This window comes from Burkholderia cepacia ATCC 25416 (assembly GCF_001411495.1).
GTDB lineage: Bacteria > Pseudomonadota > Gammaproteobacteria > Burkholderiales > Burkholderiaceae > Burkholderia > Burkholderia cepacia.
In genome coordinates this window covers 434,881-458,831 of the sequence record NZ_CP012982.1, presented here as the reverse complement: position 1 = coordinate 458,831, position 23,951 = coordinate 434,881, and the positions used below count along the sequence as shown (strand labels likewise).

The 23,951-nt window shown below is 66.0% G+C and carries 18 protein-coding genes; 9 read left to right on the top strand and 9 right to left on the bottom strand.

What is annotated here, in order from left to right:
• Window positions 1-36 precede the first annotated feature (36 nt).
• On the top strand, window positions 37-1,569 hold the full coding sequence (purF, locus tag APZ15_RS19430) for an amidophosphoribosyltransferase (protein ID WP_027791150.1): 1,533 nt from the start codon (window positions 37-39) through the stop codon (window positions 1,567-1,569).
• Between the two features lie 247 nt (window positions 1,570-1,816).
• Window positions 1,817-3,007: an O-succinylhomoserine sulfhydrylase gene (locus APZ15_RS19425; RefSeq protein WP_027791151.1), complete on the top strand. Its 1,191-nt coding sequence runs from the start codon at window positions 1,817-1,819 to the stop codon at window positions 3,005-3,007.
• Window positions 3,008-3,114: 107 nt separating this feature from the next.
• Here APZ15_RS19425 and APZ15_RS19420 read toward each other — a convergent pair whose 3' ends face one another.
• Genes APZ15_RS19420 through APZ15_RS19410 form a run of 3 tightly spaced genes read right to left on the bottom strand, consistent with a single transcriptional unit; the run spans window position 3,115 to window position 6,219 of the window.
• Window positions 3,115-4,086, bottom strand: a complete 972-nt coding sequence (locus APZ15_RS19420) for an NAD-dependent epimerase/dehydratase family protein (RefSeq protein WP_027791152.1) — start codon at window positions 4,084-4,086, stop codon at window positions 3,115-3,117.
• Entirely contained in the window at window positions 4,073-5,119 is a 1,047-nt protein-coding gene (gene gmd, locus APZ15_RS19415) for a GDP-mannose 4,6-dehydratase (protein ID WP_027791153.1), read from the bottom strand. The genes APZ15_RS19420 and gmd overlap by 14 nt, the downstream gene beginning before the upstream one ends.
• A gap of 35 nt (window positions 5,120-5,154) precedes the next feature.
• Window positions 5,155-6,219 carry an acyltransferase family protein gene (locus tag APZ15_RS19410; protein WP_027791154.1) on the bottom strand — a complete coding sequence of 355 codons (1,065 nt, stop codon included), beginning with the start codon at window positions 6,217-6,219 and terminating at the stop codon, window positions 5,155-5,157.
• Between the two features lie 488 nt (window positions 6,220-6,707).
• On the opposite strand from APZ15_RS19410, the gene APZ15_RS19405 reads away from it, so the two are divergent.
• On the top strand, window positions 6,708-8,900 hold the full coding sequence (locus APZ15_RS19405; RefSeq protein WP_034196032.1) for an NHL repeat-containing protein: 2,193 nt from the start codon (window positions 6,708-6,710) through the stop codon (window positions 8,898-8,900).
• A 26-nt stretch (window positions 8,901-8,926) separates the two neighbouring features.
• On the top strand, window positions 8,927-10,393 hold the full coding sequence (locus tag APZ15_RS19400) for a flippase (protein WP_027791156.1): 1,467 nt from the start codon (window positions 8,927-8,929) through the stop codon (window positions 10,391-10,393).
• On the opposite strand, the gene APZ15_RS19395 is transcribed toward APZ15_RS19400, so the two are convergent.
• Window positions 10,371-11,459 carry an RNA-guided endonuclease InsQ/TnpB family protein gene (locus APZ15_RS19395; RefSeq protein WP_049098272.1) on the bottom strand — a complete coding sequence of 363 codons (1,089 nt, stop codon included), beginning with the start codon at window positions 11,457-11,459 and terminating at the stop codon, window positions 10,371-10,373. The genes APZ15_RS19400 and APZ15_RS19395 overlap by 23 nt on opposite strands.
• Before the next feature lie 86 nt (window positions 11,460-11,545).
• Between APZ15_RS19395 and APZ15_RS19390 the strand changes: the two genes are divergently transcribed.
• Entirely contained in the window at window positions 11,546-14,011 is a 2,466-nt protein-coding gene (locus APZ15_RS19390; RefSeq protein ID WP_027791157.1) for a glycosyltransferase family 4 protein, read from the top strand.
• Window positions 14,012-14,482: 471 nt separating this feature from the next.
• On the opposite strand, the gene APZ15_RS19385 is transcribed toward APZ15_RS19390, so the two are convergent.
• Window positions 14,483-15,658: an acyltransferase family protein gene (locus APZ15_RS19385; protein WP_027791158.1), complete on the bottom strand. Its 1,176-nt coding sequence runs from the start codon at window positions 15,656-15,658 to the stop codon at window positions 14,483-14,485.
• Between the two features lie 217 nt (window positions 15,659-15,875).
• Between APZ15_RS19385 and APZ15_RS41790 the strand changes: the two genes are divergently transcribed.
• Window positions 15,876-16,019, top strand: coding sequence for a hypothetical protein (locus APZ15_RS41790; protein WP_006479318.1), 144 nt, complete (start codon window positions 15,876-15,878; stop codon window positions 16,017-16,019).
• 230 nt (window positions 16,020-16,249) lie between these two features.
• Window positions 16,250-17,137, top strand: coding sequence for a UTP--glucose-1-phosphate uridylyltransferase GalU (gene galU / locus APZ15_RS19380; protein ID WP_021162860.1), 888 nt, complete (start codon window positions 16,250-16,252; stop codon window positions 17,135-17,137).
• Between the two features lie 399 nt (window positions 17,138-17,536).
• Here the strand turns inward: galU and APZ15_RS19375 are convergent, their stop codons facing one another.
• Complete coding sequence (locus APZ15_RS19375) at window positions 17,537-18,655, bottom strand: acyltransferase family protein (protein WP_027791159.1); 1,119 nt, start codon at window positions 18,653-18,655, stop codon at window positions 17,537-17,539.
• A gap of 257 nt (window positions 18,656-18,912) precedes the next feature.
• Here APZ15_RS19375 and APZ15_RS19370 point away from each other — a divergent pair, with 257 nt between their 5' ends.
• Window positions 18,913-19,362 carry an HU family DNA-binding protein gene (locus APZ15_RS19370; protein WP_011355701.1) on the top strand — a complete coding sequence of 150 codons (450 nt, stop codon included), beginning with the start codon at window positions 18,913-18,915 and terminating at the stop codon, window positions 19,360-19,362.
• Window positions 19,363-19,643: 281 nt separating this feature from the next.
• Window positions 19,644-20,456 carry an AadA family aminoglycoside 3''-O-nucleotidyltransferase gene (locus tag APZ15_RS19365; protein WP_027791160.1) on the top strand — a complete coding sequence of 271 codons (813 nt, stop codon included), beginning with the start codon at window positions 19,644-19,646 and terminating at the stop codon, window positions 20,454-20,456.
• Between the two features lie 128 nt (window positions 20,457-20,584).
• On the opposite strand, the gene APZ15_RS19360 is transcribed toward APZ15_RS19365, so the two are convergent.
• The 3 genes from APZ15_RS19360 to APZ15_RS19350 all read right to left on the bottom strand — a co-directional run bounded on the left by APZ15_RS19360 (window position 20,585) and on the right by APZ15_RS19350 (window position 23,951).
• Window positions 20,585-21,058, bottom strand: a complete 474-nt coding sequence (locus APZ15_RS19360) for a VOC family protein (RefSeq protein WP_027791161.1) — start codon at window positions 21,056-21,058, stop codon at window positions 20,585-20,587.
• Window positions 21,059-21,451: 393 nt separating this feature from the next.
• Window positions 21,452-22,615, bottom strand: a complete 1,164-nt coding sequence (locus tag APZ15_RS19355) for a porin (RefSeq protein ID WP_027791162.1) — start codon at window positions 22,613-22,615, stop codon at window positions 21,452-21,454.
• 403 nt (window positions 22,616-23,018) lie between these two features.
• Entirely contained in the window at window positions 23,019-23,951 is a 933-nt protein-coding gene (locus APZ15_RS19350) for a YihY/virulence factor BrkB family protein (RefSeq protein WP_027791163.1), read from the bottom strand.

Here is a 23,951-nt window from a genome sequence, read left to right as displayed (position 1 = left end):
GGACGGAACCGATTTTGTCATTCTGAAGGACATGCCATGTGCGGCATCGTAGGCGTTATCTCCCAATCCCCTGTCAACCAGCTGATCTATGACAGCCTGCTGCTGCTGCAGCATCGCGGTCAGGACGCGGCGGGCATCGCGACGGCGGACGGCAGCAATTTCCACATGTACAAGGCGAACGGCATGGTGCGCGACGTGTTCCGCACGCGCAACATGCGCAGCCTGCCCGGCACCTACGGCATCGGCCAGGTGCGCTACCCGACCGCCGGCTCGGCGTCGAGCGAAGCCGAGGCGCAGCCGTTCTACGTGAACGCGCCGTTCGGGATCATCCTCGCGCACAACGGCAACCTGACGAACTGGCAGCAACTGAAGGACGAGATGTTCCGGATCGACCGCCGGCACATCAACACCAATTCCGACAGCGAAGTGCTGCTCAACGTGTTCGCGCACGAGCTGCAACTGTCGACCACGGGCCTCGAGCTCGATCCGGCTTCGGTGTTCAAGGCCGTCTCGGGCGTGCATCGCCGCCTGCAGGGTTCGTATGCGATCGTGTCGCTGATCGCCGGCTACGGCCTGCTCGCGTTCCGCGACCCGTTCGGCATCCGCCCGCTCTGCATCGGCAAGCTCGAGACCGAGCACGGCACCGAATGGATGGTCGCGTCGGAGTCGGTCGCGGTCGAAGGCATCGGTTTCGAATTCGTGCGCGACCTGGAGCCGGGCGAAGCGGTCTTCATCGACAAGGCCGGCAACTTCCACAGCCAGCAGTGCGCGGAGAACCCGACGCTGAACCCGTGCATGTTCGAATACGTGTACCTCGCGCGTCCGGATTCGTGCCTCGACGGCGTGCCGGTCTACAACGTGCGCCTGCGCATGGGCGACTATCTCGCCGAGAAGATCAAGCGCGAACTGCCGAACGTGCCGATCGACGTCGTGATGCCGATTCCCGATTCGTCGCGCCCGGCCGCGATGCAGGTCGCCGCGAAGCTCGGCGTCGAGTACCGCGAAGGCTTCTTCAAGAACCGCTACGTCGGCCGCACCTTCATCATGCCGGGCCAGGCCGTGCGCAAGAAGTCGGTGCGCCAGAAGCTCAATGCGATGAGCATCGAGTTCAAGGACAAGAACGTGCTGATCGTCGACGATTCGATCGTGCGCGGCACGACCTCGCATGAAATCGTGCAGATGGCGCGCGATGCGGGCGCGAAGTCGGTGATCTTCGCGTCGGCCGCGCCGCCCGTGAAGTTCCCGAACGTGTACGGCATCGACATGCCGACGCGCGGCGAGCTCGTCGCACACGGCCGCACCGACGAAGACGTCGCCAAGATCATCGGCGCCGACCACCTGATCTACCAGGACGTCGACGACCTGCGCCGCGCGGTGCGCGACATCAACCCGAAGCTCGAACGCTTCGAGGCGTCGTGCTTCGACGGCAACTACATCACCGGCGACGTGACGCCCGAGTATCTCGATGCGATCGAGCGCGCGCGCCTCACGCCGGCGTCGCAGGCCGATCGCGATACGGCCGGCGACACCGAACGTTCGCAGATGAACCTGCAACTGTCGGTCGAGTGACACCGGCGCACGCTTTTATCGAGGCGTGATAGGATGTGGCCTTGCGTCGATTTGATATCAGCTTGCGGACGCGGGGCGACTTCCCAAAACAGCTAAAGCGAAGGCCGGTGGCAACCGGCCCGAGTCGATCGCTGTCGTACCGCACCGAAGCCCGCTGATGCCGACGCATAGCGGGCTTTTTGTTTTTTGGCCTGGTTTTGATCTGGCCTGCGCGATGCGCGTGGCCATCGGATACGGAAAACGGAACATGGACGACTCCCTCAACTTCGACACGCTTGCCGTGCGCGCGGGCACACTGCGCAGCGACTTCAACGAGCACTCGGAAGCGCTGTTCCTCACGTCGAGCTTCTGCTTCCAGAGCGCGGCCGACGCGGCCGAGCGCTTCGCGAATTCGGAAGACTATTTCACCTATTCGCGTTTCACGAACCCGACCGTCACCATGTTCCAGGAGCGCCTCGCGGCGCTCGAGGGCGGCGAGGCGTGCATCGCGACGGCATCCGGGATGGCCGCGATCATGTCGGTCGTGATGTCCGCGCTGCAGGCCGGCGACCACCTGGTCAGCTCGCGCAGCCTGTTCGGCTCGACGCTAGGGATGTTCTCGCAGATCTTCAGCAAGTTCGGGATCACGACGACCTTCGTCGACCCGACGGACCTGAACGCGTGGAAGGAAGCCGTGCGTCCGGAAACGAAGATGTTCTTCCTCGAGACGCCGTCGAACCCGCTGACCGAACTCGCCGACATCGAGGCGATCGGCAAGATCGCGAAGGCATCGAACGCGCTGTTCGTCGTCGACAACTGTTTCTGCAGCCCGGTGCTGCAGCAGCCGCTGAAGCTCGGCGCGGATGTCGTGATGCACTCGGCGACGAAATTCCTCGACGGCCAGGGCCGCGTACTTGGCGGCGCGCTGGTCGGCTCGAAGGAATTCATCATGGGCAAGGTGTTCCCGTTCGTGCGCAGCGCGGGCCCGACGCTGTCGGCGTTCAACGCGTGGGTGCTGCTGAAGGGGATGGAGACGCTGTCGCTGCGCGTCGAGAAGCAATCGGCGAACGCGCTGGAGATCGCGCGCTGGCTCGATTCGCATCCGGCCGTCGCGCGCGTGTTTCATCCGGGCCTCGAATCGCACCCGCAGCACGAACTCGCGAAGCGTCAGCAAAAGGCGGGCGGGGCGATCCTGTCGTTCGAGCTGAAGGGCGACACGCCCGAACAGCAGCGCGCGAATGCATGGCGCGTGATCGACAACACGAAGCTGATCTCGATCACCGGCAACCTCGGCGACACGCGTACGACCATTACGCATCCGGCGACCACCACGCACGGCCGCATCACGCCGGAGGCGCGCGCGGCAGCGGGGATCAGCGAAGGGCTGATCCGCCTGTCGGTGGGCCTCGAGGATGCGGGCGACCTGCGCAAGGATCTCGCGCGCGGGCTGGAAGGCTGAGCGGGGCACGTCACGCATGTCGTGACGTGATCCGACGTGACGATGGACGAAGGGCCGTTCGCGCAAGCGAGCGGCCCTTCGTTTTTGTGCCGATGAAATCGCGCGGCTTACCCGGTGCGATCTTCGTTGGTGTGCGTGTCGTTGCGCATCGCCTCCACCATCCACCGCAGCGTGTCGTCGAGCGGCGTGACGGGCAGCTCGCCCACCGCGCGCCGCAGCTTGTCGCGCGACCCGGACAGGCTCTTCACCTCGTTGTGCCGCACGAAACGCGGATCGATCGTCACGTCGATCACGTATCCGGCGATACGCGACAGCATCGCCAGCACTTCCTTCAGCGAATACGCGCGCTCCGAGCACACGTTGAACGTCTCGCCGGCCGGCGCGGCTTCGACCAGCTTCAGGTACGCGGCCGTCACGTCGCGCACGTCGGAGAAATCGCGGCTCACGTCGAGGTTGCCGAGCGAGATCCGCGGGGCGTTGCGCGCGTAGTGCGCGACGAGCTTCGGCAGCAGGTACGCATCGCTCTGGCCGACACCCGTGTAGTTGAACGGCCGCGCGATCACGATCGGCAGACGGTCGGCCCACAGTTTCGCCGCGTATTCCATCGCGAGCTTGCTGACCGCGTAGTCGTTCGCCGGGGCGGGGGCGACGGTTTCGTCGAGCACGCCGGCCGTCGAATTGCCGTAGATGTTCGCGCTGCTGGCGAGCAGCACGGCCGACGGGCGGCGGTCGAGGCCCGCAAGCGCGGCCAGCAGGTTGCGGGTGCCGACGATGTTGACCGCGTAGGTTTCCGACGGCTCGTCCTGCGCGACATGCGCGCGCGCGGCGAGATGCACGACCGCATCGGGCCGGGCGTCGGCGGTCGCCGCGCGCAGCGCCTGTGCGTCGAGCAGGTCGACGGGCAGCAGCGTGCAGTGCGCGAAGGCCGGATCGTCGGGGCGCGCCGCACCGGGCGCGACCGTGCCCCAGACCTCATAGCCGGCCGCCTGCAGGCGCTCGGCCATGTAGCGGCCCGTGAAGCCCGTCAGGCCGGTGACAAATGCACGGCGCGACGGGCGTCCGGCTTCAGAACGTGTCATGGTGTTGATTCCGCGTCAAATCGGCTTCGACCATCATCTGGCAAAGTTGTTCGAGCGTCGTCTTCGGTTCCCAGCCGAGCTTGGACCGGGCCTTGTCGGCGCAGCCGATCAGCAGGTCGACCTCGGCAGGGCGATAGAACTTCGGGTTCACTTCCACGAGCACGTTGCCGTTCGACGCGTCGAGGCCGCGTTCCTGTTCGCCCTTGCCGGTCCATTCGATCTGGTAGCCGGCCGCCGCGAACGCCATCCGCACGAAATCGCGCACGGTCTCGGTGCGGTTGGTCGCGAGCACGTAGGTGTCGGGTTCGTCGGCCTGCAGCATGCGCCACATGCCTTCGACATATTCAAGTGCAAAACCCCAGTCGCGCTTCGCGTCGAGGTTGCCGAGCTCGAGGCGGGTCGCCTTGCCGAGCTTGATCTTCGCGATGGTGTCGGTGATCTTGCGCGTGACGAACTCGCGGCCGCGCAGCGGCGATTCGTGGTTGAACAGGATGCCGCTGCTGCCGAACAGGCCGTACGACTCGCGGTAGTTCACCGTCATCCAGTGCGCGTACAGCTTCGCGACGCCGTACGGGCTGCGCGGATAGAACGAAGTCGCTTCCGTCTGCGGGATCGACTGCACCTTGCCGAACATCTCCGACGTCGACGCCTGGTAGAAGCGCGTCTTCGGGCTCACGACGCGAATCGCCTCGAGCAGGTTCAACGGACCCAGGCCGGTCACTTCGGCGGTCGTCGCCGGCTGGTCGAACGACACGCCGACGAAGCTCTGCGCGGCGAGGTTGTACAGCTCGTCGGGCTGCGTGCGTTCGAGCAGGCGCAGGCTCGAGCCGGCGTCGGTCAGGTCGTGTTCGACGAGCGTGAGGTTCGGGTGCGTGTCGACGCCGAGCTCGGCGATGCGCCAGAAATTCACCGAGCTGGTGCGGCGGTAGGTGCCCGTGACCTCGTAGCCCTTGTCGAGCAGCAGCTTGGTCAGGTAGGCGCCGTCTTGCCCCGAGATCCCGGTGATGATGGCCTTCTTGCGAGTTTGGCTCATGACGTTGTCCTGGTAGAAACGATGGAGGGTGAAAGTCAGGCGGTCGTGCCGGCGGCGGCCGGCAGCGCACGGCGTGCGGGGCCGCGCGTCAGGCGCCGTTCGAAGCCGTACCAGCTCAGGGTCGCGTACGCGAGCGTGATCGCGAGCGCCAGCGCGGCCGTGACGAAGCGGTTCAGGTGCAGCGGCCACAGCGCGTACAGCACGCTGAGGTGGATCAGGTACACGGTGTAGCTGACGGTGCCCACGTAGACGAGCATCGGGTTCGTCAGCACGCGCTGCACGAGGCCGCGGCCGCGCAGCGCGATCACGACGATCGACGTGCACAGCAGCAGCGAGATGCTGTAGAGCGCGGCGTTCGACAGCGGCGTGTTCGCGGCGCGGAAACGCGGGAACGACAGGTGCAGCCAGCCGAGGATCGCGAGCGACACGAGCGCGCCGACGATCGCGAGCGGATAGAACGGTTCCAGCGCGCGCCGGTCGCGGCGCAGCACGATCGCGAGCAGCGCGCCGGCGGCGAGCAGGTCCATCCGGAACGGCGTCAGGTAGTAGATCGGCCAGAACGAGTCGAACCACGGCGTCGCGATCGCGCGCAGCACGGGGGCCGCGACGATCAGCGCGGCGGCGATCCACAGCAGCGCGCGCTCCGAGCACCACAGCACGACGAACGGCCAGAAGATGTAGAACTGCTCCTCGACCGCGAGCGACCACAGCACGTTCAGGCTGTCGTGGCCGATGCTGCCGAGCGACAGCCCGATGTTGGTCGAGAAGAACGCGAACCACGGCCAGTGCGGCAGCCAGCCCGCACCGAACAGGGTTGTCGACACCACCAGCAGCAACACGTACGGCGGCAGGATGCGGCGCACGCGGCGTGCGTAGAAGTGGCTGAAGTACGACTGCCCGCGCGCCTTGCGATCGAGCAGGATGCCGGTGATCAGCAGGCCGCTCAGCACGAAGAACAGGTCGACGCCCATCCACAGCGGCGCCTTCAGCGCGTGCTGCAGGAACACGGCGCCCACCGCGATCGCGCGCAGCCCGTCGAGCTGCACGATGCGGCCGTGTTGCGGCGGGGTGGGGGCCGCGGGTCGCGAGAGGCCCGTCATCGCGCCGCTCCTTCGCGACGCGCGGCCTGAGCCGGGGCGAGTCGCACATCCAATGCGTAAACGTGAACGTAATGCATGCCATTAAATGAAATATCGAATCGAAATCGATTCTAGGGAAAAGAAATCGGCAAAAAAACGCGCGTCATTTATCCGACGACAAACATTCAAATGCCGGTTATTTCGGTCGCGGGATGAACGGTCGCCGCCCGGGAGGCCCCGCCAGGCGGTGAAAAGCGGCATTTTCTACAGACTTGAAGGCGAAGGACGGTCGTAATTGCCGTTTTCGGGTGTCTTTGCGCGTCTGTTCCGGTTCGATATTTCAGGCGGAAACATCCCCAAATATTTCCAAATTTCTTGTGATTATTTTTGCTTGTAACCTGCATTGCGACGTTTGAAACCCATTTAGCGACAGGGTGCGCCGGCAGCGGTGCCGGTCGCTCTTGCATCAAGTCTGGAGAAGCGCATTGCGACGTCTGATTCTGGTAGGCATGACGGTATGCGCGACGCTGCTGACGAGCGCCGTACCGGCCGAAACGGTGTTGCCCGCGACGACGTCGTGGATCGGCAATACGTTCGGCTATGGCGACGGCAGCTGGACGCAGATCGACATCCGCGCGATCGCGGTGACGCCTGAAGGCAAGGTGTATACGAATGCGCCATGGGACGAGAGCGGCGCCGAAGCGAGCGTCTACCAGGACGGAAAGATGCTCGGCTTCGCCGGCGGCACGCACGGCTGGGGCAACCTCGGCGGCAGCGCGATCGCCGTGAACAGCAAATATGCGTACGTCGCGATCGGTGTCGGCAACGAGCGCGGCCACCTGCAGTCGCCCGGCATCTGGCCGGACAAGGGCAAGCAGTGGTTCGGCATCTCGCGCCGCACGATCGGCGACATGAAGCAGCCGGCGCCGTTCCGCGCGGCGCCGCAGGTGGCTCCTGGCGGGCGTGCCGATGCCGGCCGCGCGCGGATGGCCGCGAGCTTCATGATGATGAACGAGGTGGCGGCGCCCGCGCGCTCGGAAACGGGCGAGCAGAAGGCGGAAGTCGGCGGCCTCGCGGCCGACGACAAGACGCTGTTCGCGACGAATCCGTCGCGCGACGCGGTGGACGTGTACGACGCGGAGACGATGCAGCAGAAGGGCACGTGGAGCGTGCACGAGCCGGGCCGCATCGCGCTCGCGGGCGACGGCACGTTGTGGCTGCTCACGGACACGATCAAGGGGCCCGCGCACCTCGCGCACGTGCGCGCCGACGGTCGCAAGCTCGACGACGCCCCCGCGCTGCCGGAAGGCACCGACGCGGTGGACGTGGCAGTCGACGCGAAAGGGCGCGTGCTCGTCGCGGACAACGGGCCGCGCCAGCAGATCCTGATTTTCTCGAAAGGCGGCAAGGGTTATGCGCAGTCGGGCACGCTCGGCGAGCGCGGCGGCATCTTCGCGGGCCCGGTGCCGGGCCGGCCCGGGCCGCAGCGTTTCAACGGGCTGACGGGAGTCGGTGTCGACCGGGCGGGCAACATTTACGTGTCGATGAACGGCATCGGGCCGCGTCACGACACGATCGGTGCGGGGCTCGGTGCCGTGCTCGAAAGCTATACGCCTGACGGCAAGCTGCGCTGGCAGGTGCAGGGGCTGCTGTTCGTCGACGGCGCATGGCTCGACCCGGCGCGGCCGAACAGCGTGTACACGGGCAACAAGCGCTTCGAGCTCGACCTGTCGAAGCCGCCGGGCCAGGACTGGAAATACGTCGGCTTCCTGTCGAACCGCTTCAAGTATCCGGACGACCCCGTGTTCCATACGGACCAGTGGCCCGGCATGCCGATCGCGCGGCGCCTCGACGGCCGCACGTTCCTGTACCTGACGGACATGTACGCCGATCACCTGAAGATCTACCGCTTCGACGCGAAGCGCGACGGCGAAGTCGCGATTCCGTCCGGTCTGATCGCGGGCCGCGCGCGGCCGGTCGACAACGTGCCGAACAAGCCGCCGGGCGGCGACTGGCTGTGGCGCGACGCGAACGGCAACGGCCGGCTCGATGCCGACGAGTTCGAGATCAATACCACCGGCAAGGCGAAGGCGGGCGGCTGGGGCTGGTGGGTCGACACGAAGGGCGACATCTGGCGCACGAGCGACGTGCGCGGCATCCACCGCTTCCAGTACGGCGGCGTCGACAAGGCCGGCAACCCGATCTACTCGTACGACAAGGTCACGACCTATCCGATGCCGCAGCCGTTCACGCAGCTGCGCCGCTCGATCTACGACGCGCAGACGGACACGCTGTACGTGACCGGTTACACGGCCGACGCCCCGCCGCAGCCGGGCATCAATAAGGAAGTGGGCCGTGTGCTGGTCCGCTTCGACAAGTGGTCGACGGGCTCGCCGGTCGTGCGCTACCAGGTCGCGCTGCCGTGGCAGCTCGACGCGAAGCCGATCTTCGACCTGATCGGGATCACGGCCGAGGGCCGCTACCTCTTCGGGGTGGAGCCGGTCGGCAAGATCCACGTGTACGACAAGGAAACCGGCAAGGAAGTGGGCGTGATGAGCCCGGGCGCCGAGGTCGGCAAGGCATCCGGCTGGGTCGACGTGCCGTTCGGCATCAGCGCGTTCCGGCGCGAGAACGGCGAGTACCTCGTGTTCGTCGAGGAAGACGCGCGCGGCAAGGTGCTGATGTATCGCTGGAAACCGTGACGGACGACGTCACACAAGGCAGAAGCATGGACAAAGGCATACTCAAGAACGTTTCGATCAACTTCATCGGGCTGATCCTGCCGACCTTCGTGTCGCTGGTGACGGTGCCCGCGTACATCCACGCGCTCGGCGTCGAACGTTACGGTGTCGTCAGCCTCGTGTGGACGCTGATCGGCTATTTCGGGATCCTCGATCTCGGGATGAGCATGGCCGCGCAGAACCACATCTCGAAGGCGCTCGCGAGCGGCAACGGCGATGAAAGCGCGCGCGTGTTCTGGAGCGCGTTCTGGCTGAACCTCGGCACCGGCATCGTGGGCGGGCTGCTGATCTATTTCGGCGCGTTCATCTACACCGCCTACTTCACGAAGGTGTCGGCGGCGATGCAGCACGAGGTGTATCTCGCGCTGCCGTGGCTCGCGCTCGCGATTCCGCTGGCGAACGTGTCGTGGGTGTTCGCCGGCGCGATCAACGGCGCCGAACGTTTCGGCGTGTTCAACACGAACCAGACGATCGGCACGTTCCTGTTCCAGCTGCTGCCGCTCGGCGCCGCGTGGTGGATCGCGCCGAACCTGCAGACGGTGCTCGCCGCGGCGGTCGTCGCGCGCCTGATCGCGGCGGTGATGCTCGGCCACGCCAGCATCAAGGTGCTCGGGATCCGGCGCATCGATCCGCCGCAATGGGGCACCGCGAAAGGGCTGTTCAATTTCGGCGGCTGGATGCTGATCGCGAGCACGACGAGCATGATCGCCGACACGCTTGACCGCGTGATGCTCGGCGCCGGCATGGGCGCGAAGTTCGTCACTTACTACACGGTGCCGCAGAACCTCGTCACGCGCCTGAACATGCTGCCGAACGCGCTCGTGCGCACGCTGTTCCCGCGCCTGTCGGCGGTCGGCCGCGACCATGCGGACACGCTCGCGCGCCAGTCGCTCGAATTCCTGAACGGCGTGTTCACGCCGGTCGGCATCGTCGCGATCTTCGCGCTCGCGCCGTTCCTCACGCTGTGGGTCGGCGCGGATCTCGCCGCGCATTCGGCGCCGGTCGGTCGCGTGCTGGTGATCAGCGTGTGGCTCGTCGGCCAGGCGAGCGTCACGCGCATCCTGATCCAGTCGCAGGTCAATCCATCCCGCGCGGCCTTTGCCGGGCTCGTCCAGATGCCGTTCTTCGTCGGCGGCCTGTGGTTCGGTATCCATCACTTCGGGCTGATCGGCGCGGCGGTGGTCGTCGCGGCGCGCGCGTTCGTCGACTACGGCGTGCTGCTGTACCTGTCGGCGATCCGGATGCGCGCGATCGTGCTCGACATGCTCGCGCACCTCGCGTTCCTGCTGGCGAGCCTGTTTCTGGCGCAGGCATGGCCGGGGCTCGTCGAGTCGATCGGCATGTGCGCGGTCGTGCTGCTGCTGAACGTCGCGTGGTCGCTCACGATGACGCCGGGGCTGCGCGCGCTCGTGCGCGACCTGTTTGTCCGTCTCAATGCGAGGAGAACCGCTTGACGTCTTCCGTTGCTTGAAAGCAGCGGATTCCCACAACTGGCGATGCACGTCCGCATCGGAGAATGTTCAGAGCAGCGTTGGTATCCCGATCATGCACGACACCGCAACCATTGCAGGCCCACTCTCTTATTCGCAGTCCCGCGATACCTTTCGGCCGCGTCGTGCTGTCTTTCGATCCGCACGACGAACAGGACTGGGTAGAACCGCTTTCGTCGACTTCCTCGAACGTGACCCCGTGCGCCATCGCCTTGTAACGGAGCTTGTTGCGGAAGGACGACCAGGATGCGTCGTAGACGCTCTTTGCCATTCTGGTCCTGGCGAGTTTGGCGGCGGACACGTTGCCGACCGCGATGTAGTCGAAGCGCCGCACCAGATCGAGCGCGAGCTTGTACTGGAAATCGGCGCGGGCATTTGCCACCTTGCCGTGCAGCTTCGCGATATGGCGCTTGTGCTTGCGTGCTCGTTGCGCTTTCGCCAGCTTTTCCGCCGCGCGTCGACCGAACCGGTCGTTGGGAAGCTTCTCGCCGGTCGAAAGTGTGGCGAATTCTTTCAGACCGAGATCGATGCCGACACCGGAACGGATCGGGCGCGCGGGAACTTCGGGTACTTCGATCGCGACGTTCAGGAACCAGTTGCCGCGCGCATCCTGCGCGAAATTGGTTCCATCCTTGATCTTGCCTTCGGGAAGCGGGCGACTGTTGAACACACGGAACGTGTTGCCGGCGAAGCGAAATGCATCTCCTTCACGCTTCAGGTCACGCCCCTTCAGCGGCACCCAGCCGAGCGATTTCCTGCCGCGATAGCGCAGGTACGGGCGTCGGTGGTGGTCGCGCGACTTCGCGTATTGCTCACACGTTGCGTTGACCGTGCGGGAGTGAATGCCGAGCTCCTTGCTGCTGCCGGTTGTCAGTACGTTCAGGTCGAAGCCGGTCGGCCACCTCTTGCTCCACTTGAGCGCGTGCTTCTGCGTGTCGTTGCAGAAGTTCCAGACGTAGTTCACCGCTCGGCTCTGCTTGTTAAGCAGACCGCTGAGCGATTTCACCCGGTAGCGATAGACAAGAATCATGCCGGTCACTCTAACCTAGGAATGCCGTTTGTCGACGGCGCTCCTTTCTTCCCCGCCAACAATGGCAGGGCTTCTTGGAGCGACTGATGAATCGCGATCTGGCGGAACACGCCTTGTTGAATCTCGCCACGGCCGATGCCGCCGCGGCCGAAGCCGGCGATGTCGCCGCACTGCGCCGGCCCGTGCCGGCCGAGCGCGCCAGCGCGCGGCAACCGTCGCGCGCGCTGCGTGTGGCGATCGTCCACGACTGGCTCGTGACCTACGCGGGCGCCGAGCGCGTGCTCGAACAGATCGTCGCGTGTTTTCCCGACGCCGACCTGTTCAGCCTCGTCGACTTCCTCGACGACCGCGCGTTCGTGCGCGGCAAGCCGGTGACGACGTCGTTCATCCAGAAGCTGCCGTTCGCGCGCACCAAGTACCGCAGCTACCTGCCGCTGATGCCGCTCGCGATCGAGCAGCTCGACGTGTCGGAGTACGACCTGGTGATATCGAGCAGCCACGCGGTCGCGAAGGGCGTGCTGACGGGGCCGGACCAGATGCACATCAGCTACGTGCATTCGCCGATCCGCTATGCGTGGGACCTGCAGCACCAGTACCTGGAACAGTCGAACCTCACGCGCGGGCCGAAATCGCTGCTCGCGCGGATGATCCTGCACTACATCCGCAACTGGGATACGCGCACTGCGAACGCGGTGGACGGTTTCGTCGCGAACTCCGCGTTCATCGCGCGGCGCATCAGGAAGGTCTACCACCGCGACGCGGCGGTGATCTTCCCGCCGGTCGACGTCGACGCGTTTTCGCTGAACGCGGAGAAGGACGATTTCTACCTGACCGCGTCGCGGATGGTGCCTTACAAGAAGATCGACCTGATCGTCGAGGCGTTCTCGAAGACGCCCGAGCGCAAGCTCGTCGTGATCGGCGACGGCCCCGAGATGCAGAAGATCCGCGCGAAAGCCGGCCCGAACGTCGAGATCATGGGCTACCAGCCGTTCGCGGTGCTGCACGACCGGATGCGGCGCGCGAAGGCGTTCGTGTTCGCGGCCGAGGAGGATTTCGGGATCTCGGTCGTCGAGGCGCAGGCGTGCGGCACGCCCGTGATCGCGTACGGCAAGGGCGGCGCGCTCGAAACCGTGCTCGACCCGCAATCGAACCGGAATCCGACTGGGCTCTTCTTCGACGAACAGACGCCGCACGCGATCGTCGAGGCCGTCGACGATTTCGAGCGCGCGCCGCAGCGCTTCACGCCGGACGCATGCCGTGCGAACGCGGAGCGGTTTTCCGCCGATACGTTCCGGCGGCGCTTTCTCGACTACGTGGAAACCGCGCTGCCCGGCTCGACCGCGCAGCGCGGTACGGCCGTCGCGCCGCCGCCGGCCGCGCGCGGCCCGGTGACGCTCGTGCTCGACCAGAGCGGCGTGCTAGGCGGCGCCGAGCTGTCGCTGCTCGAGATCATGAAGCACATGCGCGCGAACGCCGACGTGCTGCTGTTCGACGACGGCCCGTTCCGTGCGGCGCTCGACGAGATCGGCGCGCGTGTCGACGTGGTCGATCAGGGCGCGCTCGCGGGCGTGCGCAAGCAGGGCGGCGTGTCGGTCGGCGCGGTGAAGCAGCTCGTGCGGCTCGTGCGCGATGTGGCGCGGCGCGCGCGCCGCGCCGAGGTGATCTACGCGAACACGCAGCGCGCGATGGTGGTCGCCGCGCTGGCCGGGCGGCTCGCGCGCAAGCCGGTGGTGTGGCACCTGCGCGACATCGTCAGCACCGACCATTTCGGCAGCAAGCAGTTGCTGGCGATCAAGTACTGCGCGCGGTTCGGCGTCACGCGCGTGGTCGCGAACTCGGACGCGTCCGCGCAGGCGTTCCGCGCGCTGACGGGCTTCACGCCGCAGCACGTCGACGTCGTGTTCAACGGCATTTCGGCCGAACCGTTCGATGCGCTGGAAGGCGTCAGCCAGGCCGCGCTGCGCGCGCGGCTGGGGTTGCCCGAGCACGCATGGCTCGTCGGCTCGTTCAGCCGCCTCGCGCACTGGAAGGGGCAGCACGTGCTGCTGGAGGCCGCCGCGCGGCATCCCGACATGCACGTGGTGCTGGTCGGCGCGCCGCTGTTCGGCGAGGACGATTACGCGGCGCAGCTGCACGAATTCGTCGCCCGGCACGGGATGGGCGAGCGCGTGCATTTCCTCGGGTTCCAGCGCGACGTGGCCGCGTGCATGACGGCGGTCGACGTCGTCGCGCATACGTCGATCACGCCCGAGCCGTTCGGGCGCGTGATCGTCGAGGGGATGCTCGCGCGCCGGCCGGTCGTCGCGGCCCGCGCGGGTGGCGTCGTCGAGATCATCGAGGACGGCGACAACGGGCTGCTCTGCGCGCCGGGCGATGCGGCCGCGCTGGCCGAGGCGCTGGATACGCTGAAGCGCGACGGTGCGCTGCGCGAGCGGCTCGTCGCGAGCGGGCGTGCGACGGCGGTGCGCCGGTTCGGCACTGAAACCTACGTGGAGCGGGTCGAGAAGATTCTCGCGGATACGGCGAAGGCCGCGAAGGCGAAAAGGCAGTAGCCGGCGCGAGCCGCCCCCCGGAACGAGCCCTCATGCGGCAATGCGCTGCGTGAGGGCTTTGCTTTTCAGCGTGGGGCCTGGTCGGGCGAGTGGCGGGCAGGTCGTTGCGTAGCGTGGCGGGCGCGTGCTTGCACGATCGCCGTTGGGGGGACGGCGGGCGATGCGAGACGGCAGCGGGATAGGGCGACGTGAGAAGGCGGTGCGAGAAGGCGGTGCGAGAAGGCAACGCGAGAAGGCGGCGCGAGAAGGCGGCGCGAGAAGGCGGCGCGAGAAGGCGGCGCGAGAAAGACGGTACCCAGGGCACCCCGCGCAGCGAAAGCCGGCCGAGGACGGCCCAGGCGGGTCGTGGCGCGGCCCGACGCCGGAGGCCTGCCTATCCGGTCAACCCGGCGTGCCGACGCGCTCAGGCCACGATAAAGCCCCCGCGCGACGGGGTGCCGCGCGGGGGCTCGGGAACCCGGGCCGGCCGGATCAGGCGGCCCGTTCGGGCGCCGGCGCGACGACGCGGGCGGGGCGGGACGGCTTGAAGCTGGCCGACCACGTCATCGCGGGCCGTTCGAACATCCGGTAGAACAGGTACGCGACCGGGATCGCGGCGGCCATGAACGCGAACGACGGCCAGATCGACAACTGCAGTTCGGAATGGAACAGCACCGAGCCGAGGCAGACGAACAGCGGCAGGTGAATCAGGTACAGCGAATAGCTGAAGTCGCCGAACCAGCTCAGCACGCGCAACGGCGGCGTCGTGCGCGGCGGGCGGGCGAGCGCGCAGTACAGGAAGCACGCGAAGCCGGCCGACCAGAGCTGGAACGCGCCGTACTGGCCGAAATGGAACGCGCCGCAGCCGGCGGCCAGCAGCACGGCGGCCGCGCCGTACCACGCGCGCGACGGCACGGCGGCCGCGTCGCGCGGCGACTGTGCGCGCACGTCGGCGATCCACGCGCCGATCGTCCAGGACAGCCAGTACGACGTGAAGAACTGCAGGTCGTGCCGTTCGAGCAGCCACGCCGACGCGACGTTGACGAGCGCGACCGCGGCCACGACCGCCGGCATGCCGATGCGCCGGCGTACCGCGAACAGCAGCGGGTAGATCGCGTAGAACTGCACTTCGAGCGACAGCGTCCACAGCGCGCCGTTCGACCCGTACGTGTAGCCGGCGACGCCCTGCAGCGAGAACAGGTTCACGAGGAACGCGACGAGGCCGACGTCGCGGATCTTGTGGCTGACGGGCTCGATCTGCAGGCTGACCGAGTCGAGCGCGAGCGTGAACAGCAGCGCGGCGAGCAGCACCGGGTAGATGCGCGCGAACCGGCGCATCCAGAAGTTCGGCGCGTCGAGCCGGTACGCGGGGTCGGCCGCGAGCTTGAGCGCCGCGTTGCGGTGGATGCAGTAGCCGCTGATCACGAAGAAGATCGGCACGCCGGCAGAGCCCCACGCGAACGGAAAGGTCAGGTAGCCGGCGATCGCGCCCGGGGTGAGCGCATGGCCGTAAGCGTGATGGAAGCTCTGCATGCCGACCCAGACGACCTGCCGGCAGTGGAAATAGGCGACGAGCAGCGCCGCGAAACCGCGCATCGCGTCGATCACGTGTTCCTTGTGATCGGCGACGGGCGGCGCGGTCAGAGACGATCCGCTGAAAGCTTGCATGCGATTCGATTCCTTGCGACGGATTGACGGGAAGTTTCATCCAATCGTAATGCGCAAGAATTCGATCAATGAATAAAAAAATCTCACCGGGAAATATCGGTATTCCACATCATGGTTTTATCGCGTTCGGAAAGCGGTTCCGCGAGGCAGGTCAATTATTTACCGATTTTTTTCTGATAGTTTGAAGCTCCAGTTGATTGATGCAAGGAGCGGCAAGATGGACATGCATTGGATCGCGAGCGCTGCAGTACTGCTGGTCATGGCCGTGCTGTCGGCGTACCGCGAGGCGCTGAAGAACGAACCGATTCGCCCGGGGCTCGAACGGGGCGGCGTGCCCTATATCGAGGAATTCGAATCGTAAGAATTTGTATCTGGAAAATCGGTAATTTGTTTCTGCCTCGGCACTCGGTTCGGCAATATCGACCGGGTTGAAAGGATTATATTTTTTCCGGAATCATTGGGCAATCAGTCCATATCGATAATGAGCGGAGTCGAATTGGCAGTACCGTCGATTCTCGATATGCCGTTCGGAACACAATCGCGCCGGGTCGCTGGTCGACGCGGCGCAGTCAACGCAATCAGGATGCGAACATGTTGAAAGTCACCAAGGCCGTGTTCCCCGTTGCCGGTCTCGGCACGCGGTTCCTCCCGGCAACGAAGGCGAGCCCGAAGGAAATGCTGCCCGTCGTCGACAAGCCGCTGATCCAGTACGCGGTCGAGGAAGCGATCAACGCCGGTATCACCGAGATGATCTTCGTCACCGGGCGCAGCAAGCGCGCGATCGAGGATCACTTCGACAAGTCGTACGAGATCGAGGCCGAGCTCGAGGCGCGCGGCAAGGAAAAGCTGCTCGAGCTCGTGCGCGGCATCAAGCCGAGCCACGTCAACTGCTTCTACGTGCGCCAGCCGGAAGCGCTCGGCCTCGGCCACGCGGTGCTGTGCGCGGAGAAGCTGGTGCACGGCGAGCCGTTCGCGGTGATTCTCGCCGACGACCTGCTGCACGGCGAACAGCCGGTGCTGAAGCAGCTCGTCGACGTGTTCGACCACTATCACAGCTCGGTGATCGGGGTCGAGACGATCGCGCGCGACGACAGCCGTTCGTACGGCGTCGTCGAAGGCCGCGAATGGGAAGAGGACATCATCAAGCTGTCGGGCATCATCGAGAAGCCCGCGCCCGAGGATGCGCCGTCGAATCTCGGCGTGGTCGGCCGCTACGTGTTCATGCCGACGATTTTCGATCACCTGCGCAAGCTCAAGCCGGGCGCCGGCGGCGAGCTGCAGCTGACCGACGCGGTCCAGTCGCTGCTCGCGAACGAGCAGGTGCTCGCGTATCGCTACTACGGCACGCGCTTCGACTGCGGCAGCAAGATCGGCTATCTCAAGGCCACCGTCGAGCTCGCGCTCCAGCATCCGGAAGTGAGCCGCGAATTCGAGGCCTACCTGCGTACCTGCTTGCCCGCGCTGGCTGCTGTCGCTTAAGCAGCCTCGCGCTCCGTTGTTTCAGGTGGTGGTTGTTCCGTTGGCCCCGGCCGCTCGCGCGCCGGGGCTTTTTTGCGTATACGGGCGAGCGGATGCGTGATTCTGGTGCGCACCGTCGAGGTGAGTGCGGTGACGGGTTTGCCGTGCGAGCGTTGCCGTGTGCGGAGCCGGACGCCCCGGCAAGCATGGGCGTCACGCCTGAAACCGGTGCCGCGACGGGTGACCGGGCGGCCTCTGTCGCGATTCGATTGCGCGCTGCACGTCGATGTTCGGTGCCGCAGCGGTGCTGCCGGTGCCGGTCGATGACGGGGCGCCACGCCACGCTGGCCGGGTGTCAGCTTCCGGGTGTGGCCCGAATCGCGGTTTTCCCGTTCGATCGTATCCGCATCCGTGCGGCGTTCAACGTGCCGACGTGCCCGGCTGTGCGACGAACCGCCGGGCCAGCATCGCGGCGACCGGCTTCTTGAAGTCGAGCAGCCGCTTTTCGAGGTAGCGCCAGGACAGGTGCGCGAGCAGCACGGCGAGCGCGAACTGCAGCATCTCGGGCAGCGTTTCGCGGACGATTTCCGGTATTGCCCCGTGCGCGAAGTGCGCGGGCAGCACGCCGAAGCGTGTCGGAATCAGGTTGTGGAACAGGTAGAAGCCGTAGCTGATCGTGCCGAGATAGACGAGCGGCGCCCAGTCGAGCAGCGCCACGACCGGATGCTCGGGTTCGCTGACGATCCACAGCAGCAGGGCGCCGAGCGACGCGGACAGGCCGAGATCCGCGAGGCCCGCGATCGCGTCGGGGAGTGCCGTGCATGCGGGCAGCACGAGGAAGAACACGACGCCTGCCGCGCCGAGCCAGCCGGGCGGCACGCGGCGCACGGCGTCCGCGCCGCGTCCGGCAAGCGCCATCGCGCCGACGCCGCCGAGCGCGATCAGCGCGAAATTCCACGGGGAAAATGCGTAGATCAGCACCGGCGACGCGTCGCACAGGTAGAGCGCGAGATGCGCGAGCGCGCACAGCACGACGGCCGCGATGCCGAGCGCGACGTGTCGCGCGGCCGGCACCGCGAGCAGCGCGAGCGGCGCGATCAGATAGAACTGCTGTTCAACCGCGAGGCTCCAGAAGTGCGACGTGGAGCCCGGCCAGCCGTCCTTCACGACGCCGATCCAGTAATTCGACAGGAACACCGCGTGCCACGCGAGCCCGAGATTGACGCCGCGCTGGTAGAACAGCGCGTGCGCGATCGCGAGCGCGGCGAGCAGCAGGTAATAGACGGGAAAGATCCGCAGCGCGCGCTTCGCGAGGAACAGCGCGAGCGCATGGCGGCGCGTCATGGTGCCGCATTCGACCGCCTGGCGATTGCGATGCAGCTCGCCGACGATCAGGAATCCGCTGATGAGGAAAAACGTCCACACGCCAAGCTTGCCGACGTCGACGGCAAGGACGTGGCCTTTGTGGGACAGGAAAACGAGGATGACGGCGAGGGCTCGCAGGCCGTCGAGTCCTTTGACGTATCGGGCTTCGCGCATGGAGGCATCCGGGCATTGAGCGCGCCCAGTATAGGTGCGCAAATATCGAACGTAATTCGCGTTCGGATGCATACGTGAAGGCGTTTTCTGATGCTGGAGCGTCGACGAAATCGCCCGCATGCAAAAAAACCTGCGGGAAACCCCGCGAAAACGCACAAAAGTACTCCACGAAGCGTCACGGCGCTTGTAGAATCCGGCGTTGAAGCGCGCGCGTTGCACGCTTCGTGTATCCAACGACCACACCTGGTAGGAGAAACATGGCGACTTCCGCAAAAAAGGTGGCCAAGAAGGCTGCCGCACCCGCCACCAAGAAAGTGGCTGCCAAAAAGGCTGCGCCCGCGAAGAAAGTAGTGGCAAAGAAGGTTGTCGCGAAGGCGGCACCGGCCGCTCCGACGCCGCTGAAGGACAAGTTCACGAAGGCATCGCTCGCAACGCACATCGCTGAGCGCGCAGCTGTCGAAGTGAAGGCGGTCAAGGCAGTGCTCGTCGCACTCGAGAACGTCGTGCTCGGCTCGGTCCACAAGAAGGGCGCGGGCGAGTTCACGCTGCCGGGTCTGCTGAAGATCACGGCACAAGTCGTGCCGGCGAAGAAGAAGCGCTTCGGCAAGGATCCGTTCACGGGCGAAGAGCGTTGGTTCCCGGCGAAGCCGGCCAGCGTGCGCGTGAAGGCACGTGCGCTGAAGAAGCTGAAGGACGCGGCAGCGTAATGCCGCGCGGCGGCTACCGAATGCATTCGGCAGCCGTTGCGAAGTCCGACGATCCCCGTACGCGAAAGCGTGCGGGGATTTTTATTGCGCTGCGCAAAGCGCGCGGCCGCGAAGAAGTGCAGAAGTGCAGAAGCGAAATGGCGGAAAGGCCGGTTCGACGTGTGATGCACGCCGGACGACGAGTCGTGCATGCGCCATGACGAACGGCAATCCACTCACAGGGGCTCGCGCTCGCCGCGCCGGTTGCGCCTGTTGCGCACGCATCGCGAGACACGCGCATCGTGACTGAAACCATTCCCGACGAAATCGCGGCGCAGGTCGCCGCCGCATGCGACACCATCGAGCGGCATCTCGGCGCGACGCTGAACGCGATCCACCTGTTCGGCTCGGCGCTCGACGGCGGACTGAAACCGCGCAGCGACATCGACCTGCTGGCGACGGTGTCGGCCCGGCCCGACGAGCCGACGCGGCGTGCGCTGATGCTCGGCCTGCTCGCCGTGTCGGCGCCGCCCGGCTGCACAGGTGGCATGCGCGCACTGGAAGTGACCGTCGTCGCGCACGACGAAATCGTGCCGTGGCGTCATCCGGCGCGACGCGAACTGCAGTTCGGCGAGTGGCTGCGTCACGATCTCGAAGCCGGCATCGTCGAGCCGGCGCTCGTCGATCACGATCTGGCGATCCTGTTGACGAAGGTGCGGCAGCACAGCGTCGCGCTGGCCGGCCCGCCGGCTGCTGCGTTGCTCGAGCCGGTGCCTGAGGGGGATTTTGTGGCCGCGCTGCTGGCGACCGTCGCGCAGTGGCATGCCGAACCGAGTTGGCGCGGCGATGAGTGCAACGTGGTGCTCGCGCTCGCGCGCATCTGGTACAGCGCCGCGACCGGCAGGATCGCGCCCAAGGACGTCGCCGCGACATGGGCGCTGGAGCGTCTGCCGGCAACGTACCGTCCGGTTGTAGCGGCGGCGCGCGCCGCCTATCTCGGCGGCGAGGAAGCCACGGCGATCCTGTCGGGCGAACCCCTCGCCGCATTCATCGGCTACGCGCGGCGAACGGTCGAATCGATGCTGTCGACGTCGCAGCCGATGCCGCGAACGTAGCCGGCTTGCGGGCGGGGCCGACGAGGGCCATGGGCGTTTGCGACGCTGTCGCACGCGTTTGCAGTCGAACCGGACGCCTGTCCGGCGACCCGGCGCATCATTCGCACGCGCTTATGCGATGTGCATCGTCAGCCGGCCGTACCGGCAAAGGCGGCCTTCAGCACGGCGTCGTCGAGCTTGACCATCTGCATCATCGCGGCGGCCACGCGCGTGGCCTTGACGGTGTCGCGGTCGGACATCATCGGGATCAGCGCTTCCGGAACGATCTGCCACGAGACGCCGTAGCGGTCTCGCAGCCAGCCGCAGGCGTCGGCCGTGCCGCCGTTGTCGAGCAGGGCGTTCCAGTAGCGGTCGAGTTCCGCCTGGTCGGCGCAGCTGACCAGCAGCGAGATCGCGTGGTTGAACGTGTCGGTGCGCGGGTGGCTCATCGCGAAGAACGGTTGCCCGAACAGCTCGAACTCGACCATTCGCGTGCCGTCGGTGCCGGGCACCGCCGTGACGCGCACGATGCGCGAATCCGGAAAGATGCCTGCGTAGAAGGCCGCTGCTTCTTCGGCTTCCGTCGAATACCAGAGGAACGGCGTGATCTTCTGAATCGTCATGACGAATCTCCTGTCTGTATGGATTGGCCGGGGCGCAAATCGCGTGCCGGCCTCTGTACGACGGATGAAGGCCGTCGAAATCGACACGCCGGGGCGAACGGCCGTCGCTCCGGGGACGTGGCACCGACAGTGCGGATGGTAGTCGTCCGGCGCACCCGTGGCGAGCGAGCCTGGCATCAGGAAACCGCGTTTCCGGCGCATTGCGGCCGTCAGGCGCCGCTGCCGGCCGGGTGACGAGTGTCGGGTACCCGGACATCGGCCATCGGCCCGTGCAGGCCGTGCGGGCCAGCCGGCGACGGACGAAAAAAAAGCCAGCCACGGCTGAAACCGGGGCTGGCTTTCCAGGTCGGCGGCAGGGCGTCGGAGACGCCATGCACGCCGGGTACGTCGTTTTTAGAACTTGTGGCGCAGGCCGAGTGCGACCAGCTCTTGCGAGCTCTTGCCGGCGATACCGTACGAGCCGATCGACGCTTGCGCATCGGTGCCGTCCGCATTCTTGCCGCTTGCGTGTTGATACGCACCAACCAGGTAGATGTCCGTGCGCTTCGACAGCGAGTAATCGGCGCCCAGCGAAACCTGATGGTACTTGCCGTTGTTGTCGCCGTTGCCCTTCGTGTAGATGTAGCCGAGGCCGAGCAGCAGCGGTGCCGATGCCTGATACGTGACGAACGCGCGACCCGTGTTGTACTTCTGGTTCGTGCCGAACGCCGAGTTGCCGTCCGCCTTGTATTGCGCGTTGCTGTAACCGGCGCCGACCGTCACCGGGCCGAATGCGTACTGGCCGGCCACTTGCGCGATGCCGATCGACGTCGACGACGTGAACGCGTTGTTGATGAAGGTCGTGCCCGAATCGCCGTCGAAGATCGCGTCCGACGAGCCGGCCCAGCCGCTACGCGTGCCGCTGGCGCTGAGTGCCGATGCGTTGTTTGCGTGGAAGTAGCCGGCAGCCAGGCCGAGCGGGCCGTTGTTGTACGCTGCTGCTGCTGCCCACGTCTGACCCTTGCCGGTCGAACCTGCAACACCGCCGAATGCGTACATCGCTTCGACTTGCAGGCCTGCCCAGACCGGCGACGTGTACTTCACTGCGTTGCTGACGCGCAGGCTGTTGTCGTTGTTGTCGACGTCGCCCGGCGTGGCGAACACGCTGCCGAAGTAGTTGTCTGCCGTGACTGCCTGGACCAGGTCGACGAGCGGGTCATATTGGCGGCCCAGCGTGACCGTACCGTACTGGTCGCTCTGCAGGCCGACGAATGCCTGGCGGCCGAACATGCGGCCACCCTGGCCCAGTGCGCCCGATGCCGAGTTGAAGCCGTTTTCCAACTGGAAGATCGCCTTCAGGCCGCCACCGAGGTCCTCGGAACCCTTCAGGCCGAAACGGCTGCCTTGCAGGTTGCCGCTACCCATCGACCACGAATTGTTGCCTTGACCTGCGTTACCGTGAACATAGGTGATCGACGTGTCGATCACGCCGTACAGCGTCACGCTCGACTGTGCCTGAGCAGCGCCGGCGGCGCCCAGCAGGGCGAGCGAGAGGGTCGAGAGAGCAAGTTTCTTCATCGTTGAGTTTCTCCACGCAAGTGATTCATCGTTATTTGTTGCGGATTGGAGAATAGCTCAGTGCCATAGACGCAAGAAAGCCTAAAAAATAAAGTGTCTCGAAAAGGTAACAGCGCGAAAAAGTCCATATATATCAAGCACATCAACGACTGTTCCCATTTTTGAAATAGTTGACATTTGCTGCGGCGCGATTGTTTCAAAAGTTGACGCGCATTGCGGCAGGCAGCCTGTTTTGGCACGTTGGCGGACGGAAATGGATGCTTGCAAACGTTTGCGGTTGCGGCAACGAAGCCGGGGCATGCAAAGGACGTATCAACATCACGCGAATGCGCGGCGGACTGCGTGGTTGCAGGAACGCAGACGGGTGTGCGGGGCCGCGCCGCGACGTTGCGAACAGCGTGAATCAGTCGTCGCGCATGCGATCGACGGGCCGGTCGGCTTGAGCGGACGCGGCCGGTGCGGTACCGGCGAGACGATGCGCGTTGCCGCGGGCCGCCGCGAATTCCGCGCCGAGCAGCAGCACGATCGCGGAGAAGTACAGCCACATCAGCAGGACCGCGAACGATCCGGCCGCGCCGAATGCACTGGCGGTGCCCGCGTGCGCGAGGTACAGCGCGAACAGTTTCTTGCCGCCCGAGAACAGGATCGCGGACACGATGCCGCCGATCGCGGCGTCGCGCCACGCGACGCGCGCATCGGGCAGGAACTTCATCAGCGATGCGAACGCGGCCGCGAGCACGGCGATGCCGACGAAGAACTGCACGAGGTTCGTGACGACCACGTACGGCGAATTGCCCAGCAGCCAGGTGCCGACGAACGTGATCGCGGTGTCGAGCACGAGCGACACGATCAGCAGGAACGCGACGCCGAGCACGAGCCCGAACGAGATCAGCCGCACGCGCACGAGCCCGAGCATGCTCGACCAGCGGTTCTCGGTGGCCGGCCAGATCACGCTGAGCGCGGCGCTGAGCGACGCGAAGGTGGCCGACGCGCCGATGGCCAGCGCGGCGAACGAGATCAGGGTCGCGAGGCCGCCGCGCTCGCCCGCGCGGTGCGCGTTCTGCACGATCGTCTGGATGCTGGCCGCCGCGTCGTCGCCGATCAGCTGGTGCGCCTGTTCGAAGACCTGGCCGCGCGCGGCGTCGTCGCCGTAGAACCAGCCGGCCACGGCAATCACCATCACGAGCATCGGCGCGAGCGAGAATGCGGAGAAGAATGCAATGCCCGCGGCCATCGCGGAGCAACGGTCGGCCGAGAAGCGCTTGAACGCCGTGAGGGCCCAGTTGGCCTGTTGTTGCGCGAGACGGGTGGCTTCGGAGGTGATCTGTCGTTTCAT

What these genes read in the sequence shown, in the direction of transcription:
- purF (WP_027791150.1), top strand. Translation starts at nt 37, where the DNA reads ATGTGCGGCATCGTAGGCGTTATCTCCCAATCCCCTGTCAACCAGCTG.
- APZ15_RS19425 (WP_027791151.1), top strand. Translation starts at nt 1,817, where the DNA reads ATGGACGACTCCCTCAACTTCGACACGCTTGCCGTGCGCGCGGGCACA.
- APZ15_RS19420 (WP_027791152.1), bottom strand. Translation starts at nt 4,086, where the DNA reads ATGACACGTTCTGAAGCCGGACGCCCGTCGCGCCGTGCATTTGTCACC.
- gmd (WP_027791153.1), bottom strand. Translation starts at nt 5,119, where the DNA reads ATGAGCCAAACTCGCAAGAAGGCCATCATCACCGGGATCTCGGGGCAA.
- APZ15_RS19410 (WP_027791154.1), bottom strand. Translation starts at nt 6,219, where the DNA reads ATGACGGGCCTCTCGCGACCCGCGGCCCCCACCCCGCCGCAACACGGC.
- APZ15_RS19405 (WP_034196032.1), top strand. Translation starts at nt 6,708, where the DNA reads ATGACGGTATGCGCGACGCTGCTGACGAGCGCCGTACCGGCCGAAACG.
- APZ15_RS19400 (WP_027791156.1), top strand. Translation starts at nt 8,927, where the DNA reads ATGGACAAAGGCATACTCAAGAACGTTTCGATCAACTTCATCGGGCTG.
- APZ15_RS19395 (WP_049098272.1), bottom strand. Translation starts at nt 11,459, where the DNA reads ATGATTCTTGTCTATCGCTACCGGGTGAAATCGCTCAGCGGTCTGCTT.
- APZ15_RS19390 (WP_027791157.1), top strand. Translation starts at nt 11,546, where the DNA reads ATGAATCGCGATCTGGCGGAACACGCCTTGTTGAATCTCGCCACGGCC.
- APZ15_RS19385 (WP_027791158.1), bottom strand. Translation starts at nt 15,658, where the DNA reads ATGCAAGCTTTCAGCGGATCGTCTCTGACCGCGCCGCCCGTCGCCGAT.
- APZ15_RS41790 (WP_006479318.1), top strand. Translation starts at nt 15,876, where the DNA reads ATGGACATGCATTGGATCGCGAGCGCTGCAGTACTGCTGGTCATGGCC.
- galU (WP_021162860.1), top strand. Translation starts at nt 16,250, where the DNA reads ATGTTGAAAGTCACCAAGGCCGTGTTCCCCGTTGCCGGTCTCGGCACG.
- APZ15_RS19375 (WP_027791159.1), bottom strand. Translation starts at nt 18,655, where the DNA reads ATGCGCGAAGCCCGATACGTCAAAGGACTCGACGGCCTGCGAGCCCTC.
- APZ15_RS19370 (WP_011355701.1), top strand. Translation starts at nt 18,913, where the DNA reads ATGGCGACTTCCGCAAAAAAGGTGGCCAAGAAGGCTGCCGCACCCGCC.
- APZ15_RS19360 (WP_027791161.1), bottom strand. Translation starts at nt 21,058, where the DNA reads ATGACGATTCAGAAGATCACGCCGTTCCTCTGGTATTCGACGGAAGCC.
- APZ15_RS19355 (WP_027791162.1), bottom strand. Translation starts at nt 22,615, where the DNA reads ATGAAGAAACTTGCTCTCTCGACCCTCTCGCTCGCCCTGCTGGGCGCC.
- APZ15_RS19350 (WP_027791163.1), bottom strand. Translation starts at nt 23,951, where the DNA reads ATGAAACGACAGATCACCTCCGAAGCCACCCGTCTCGCGCAACAACAG.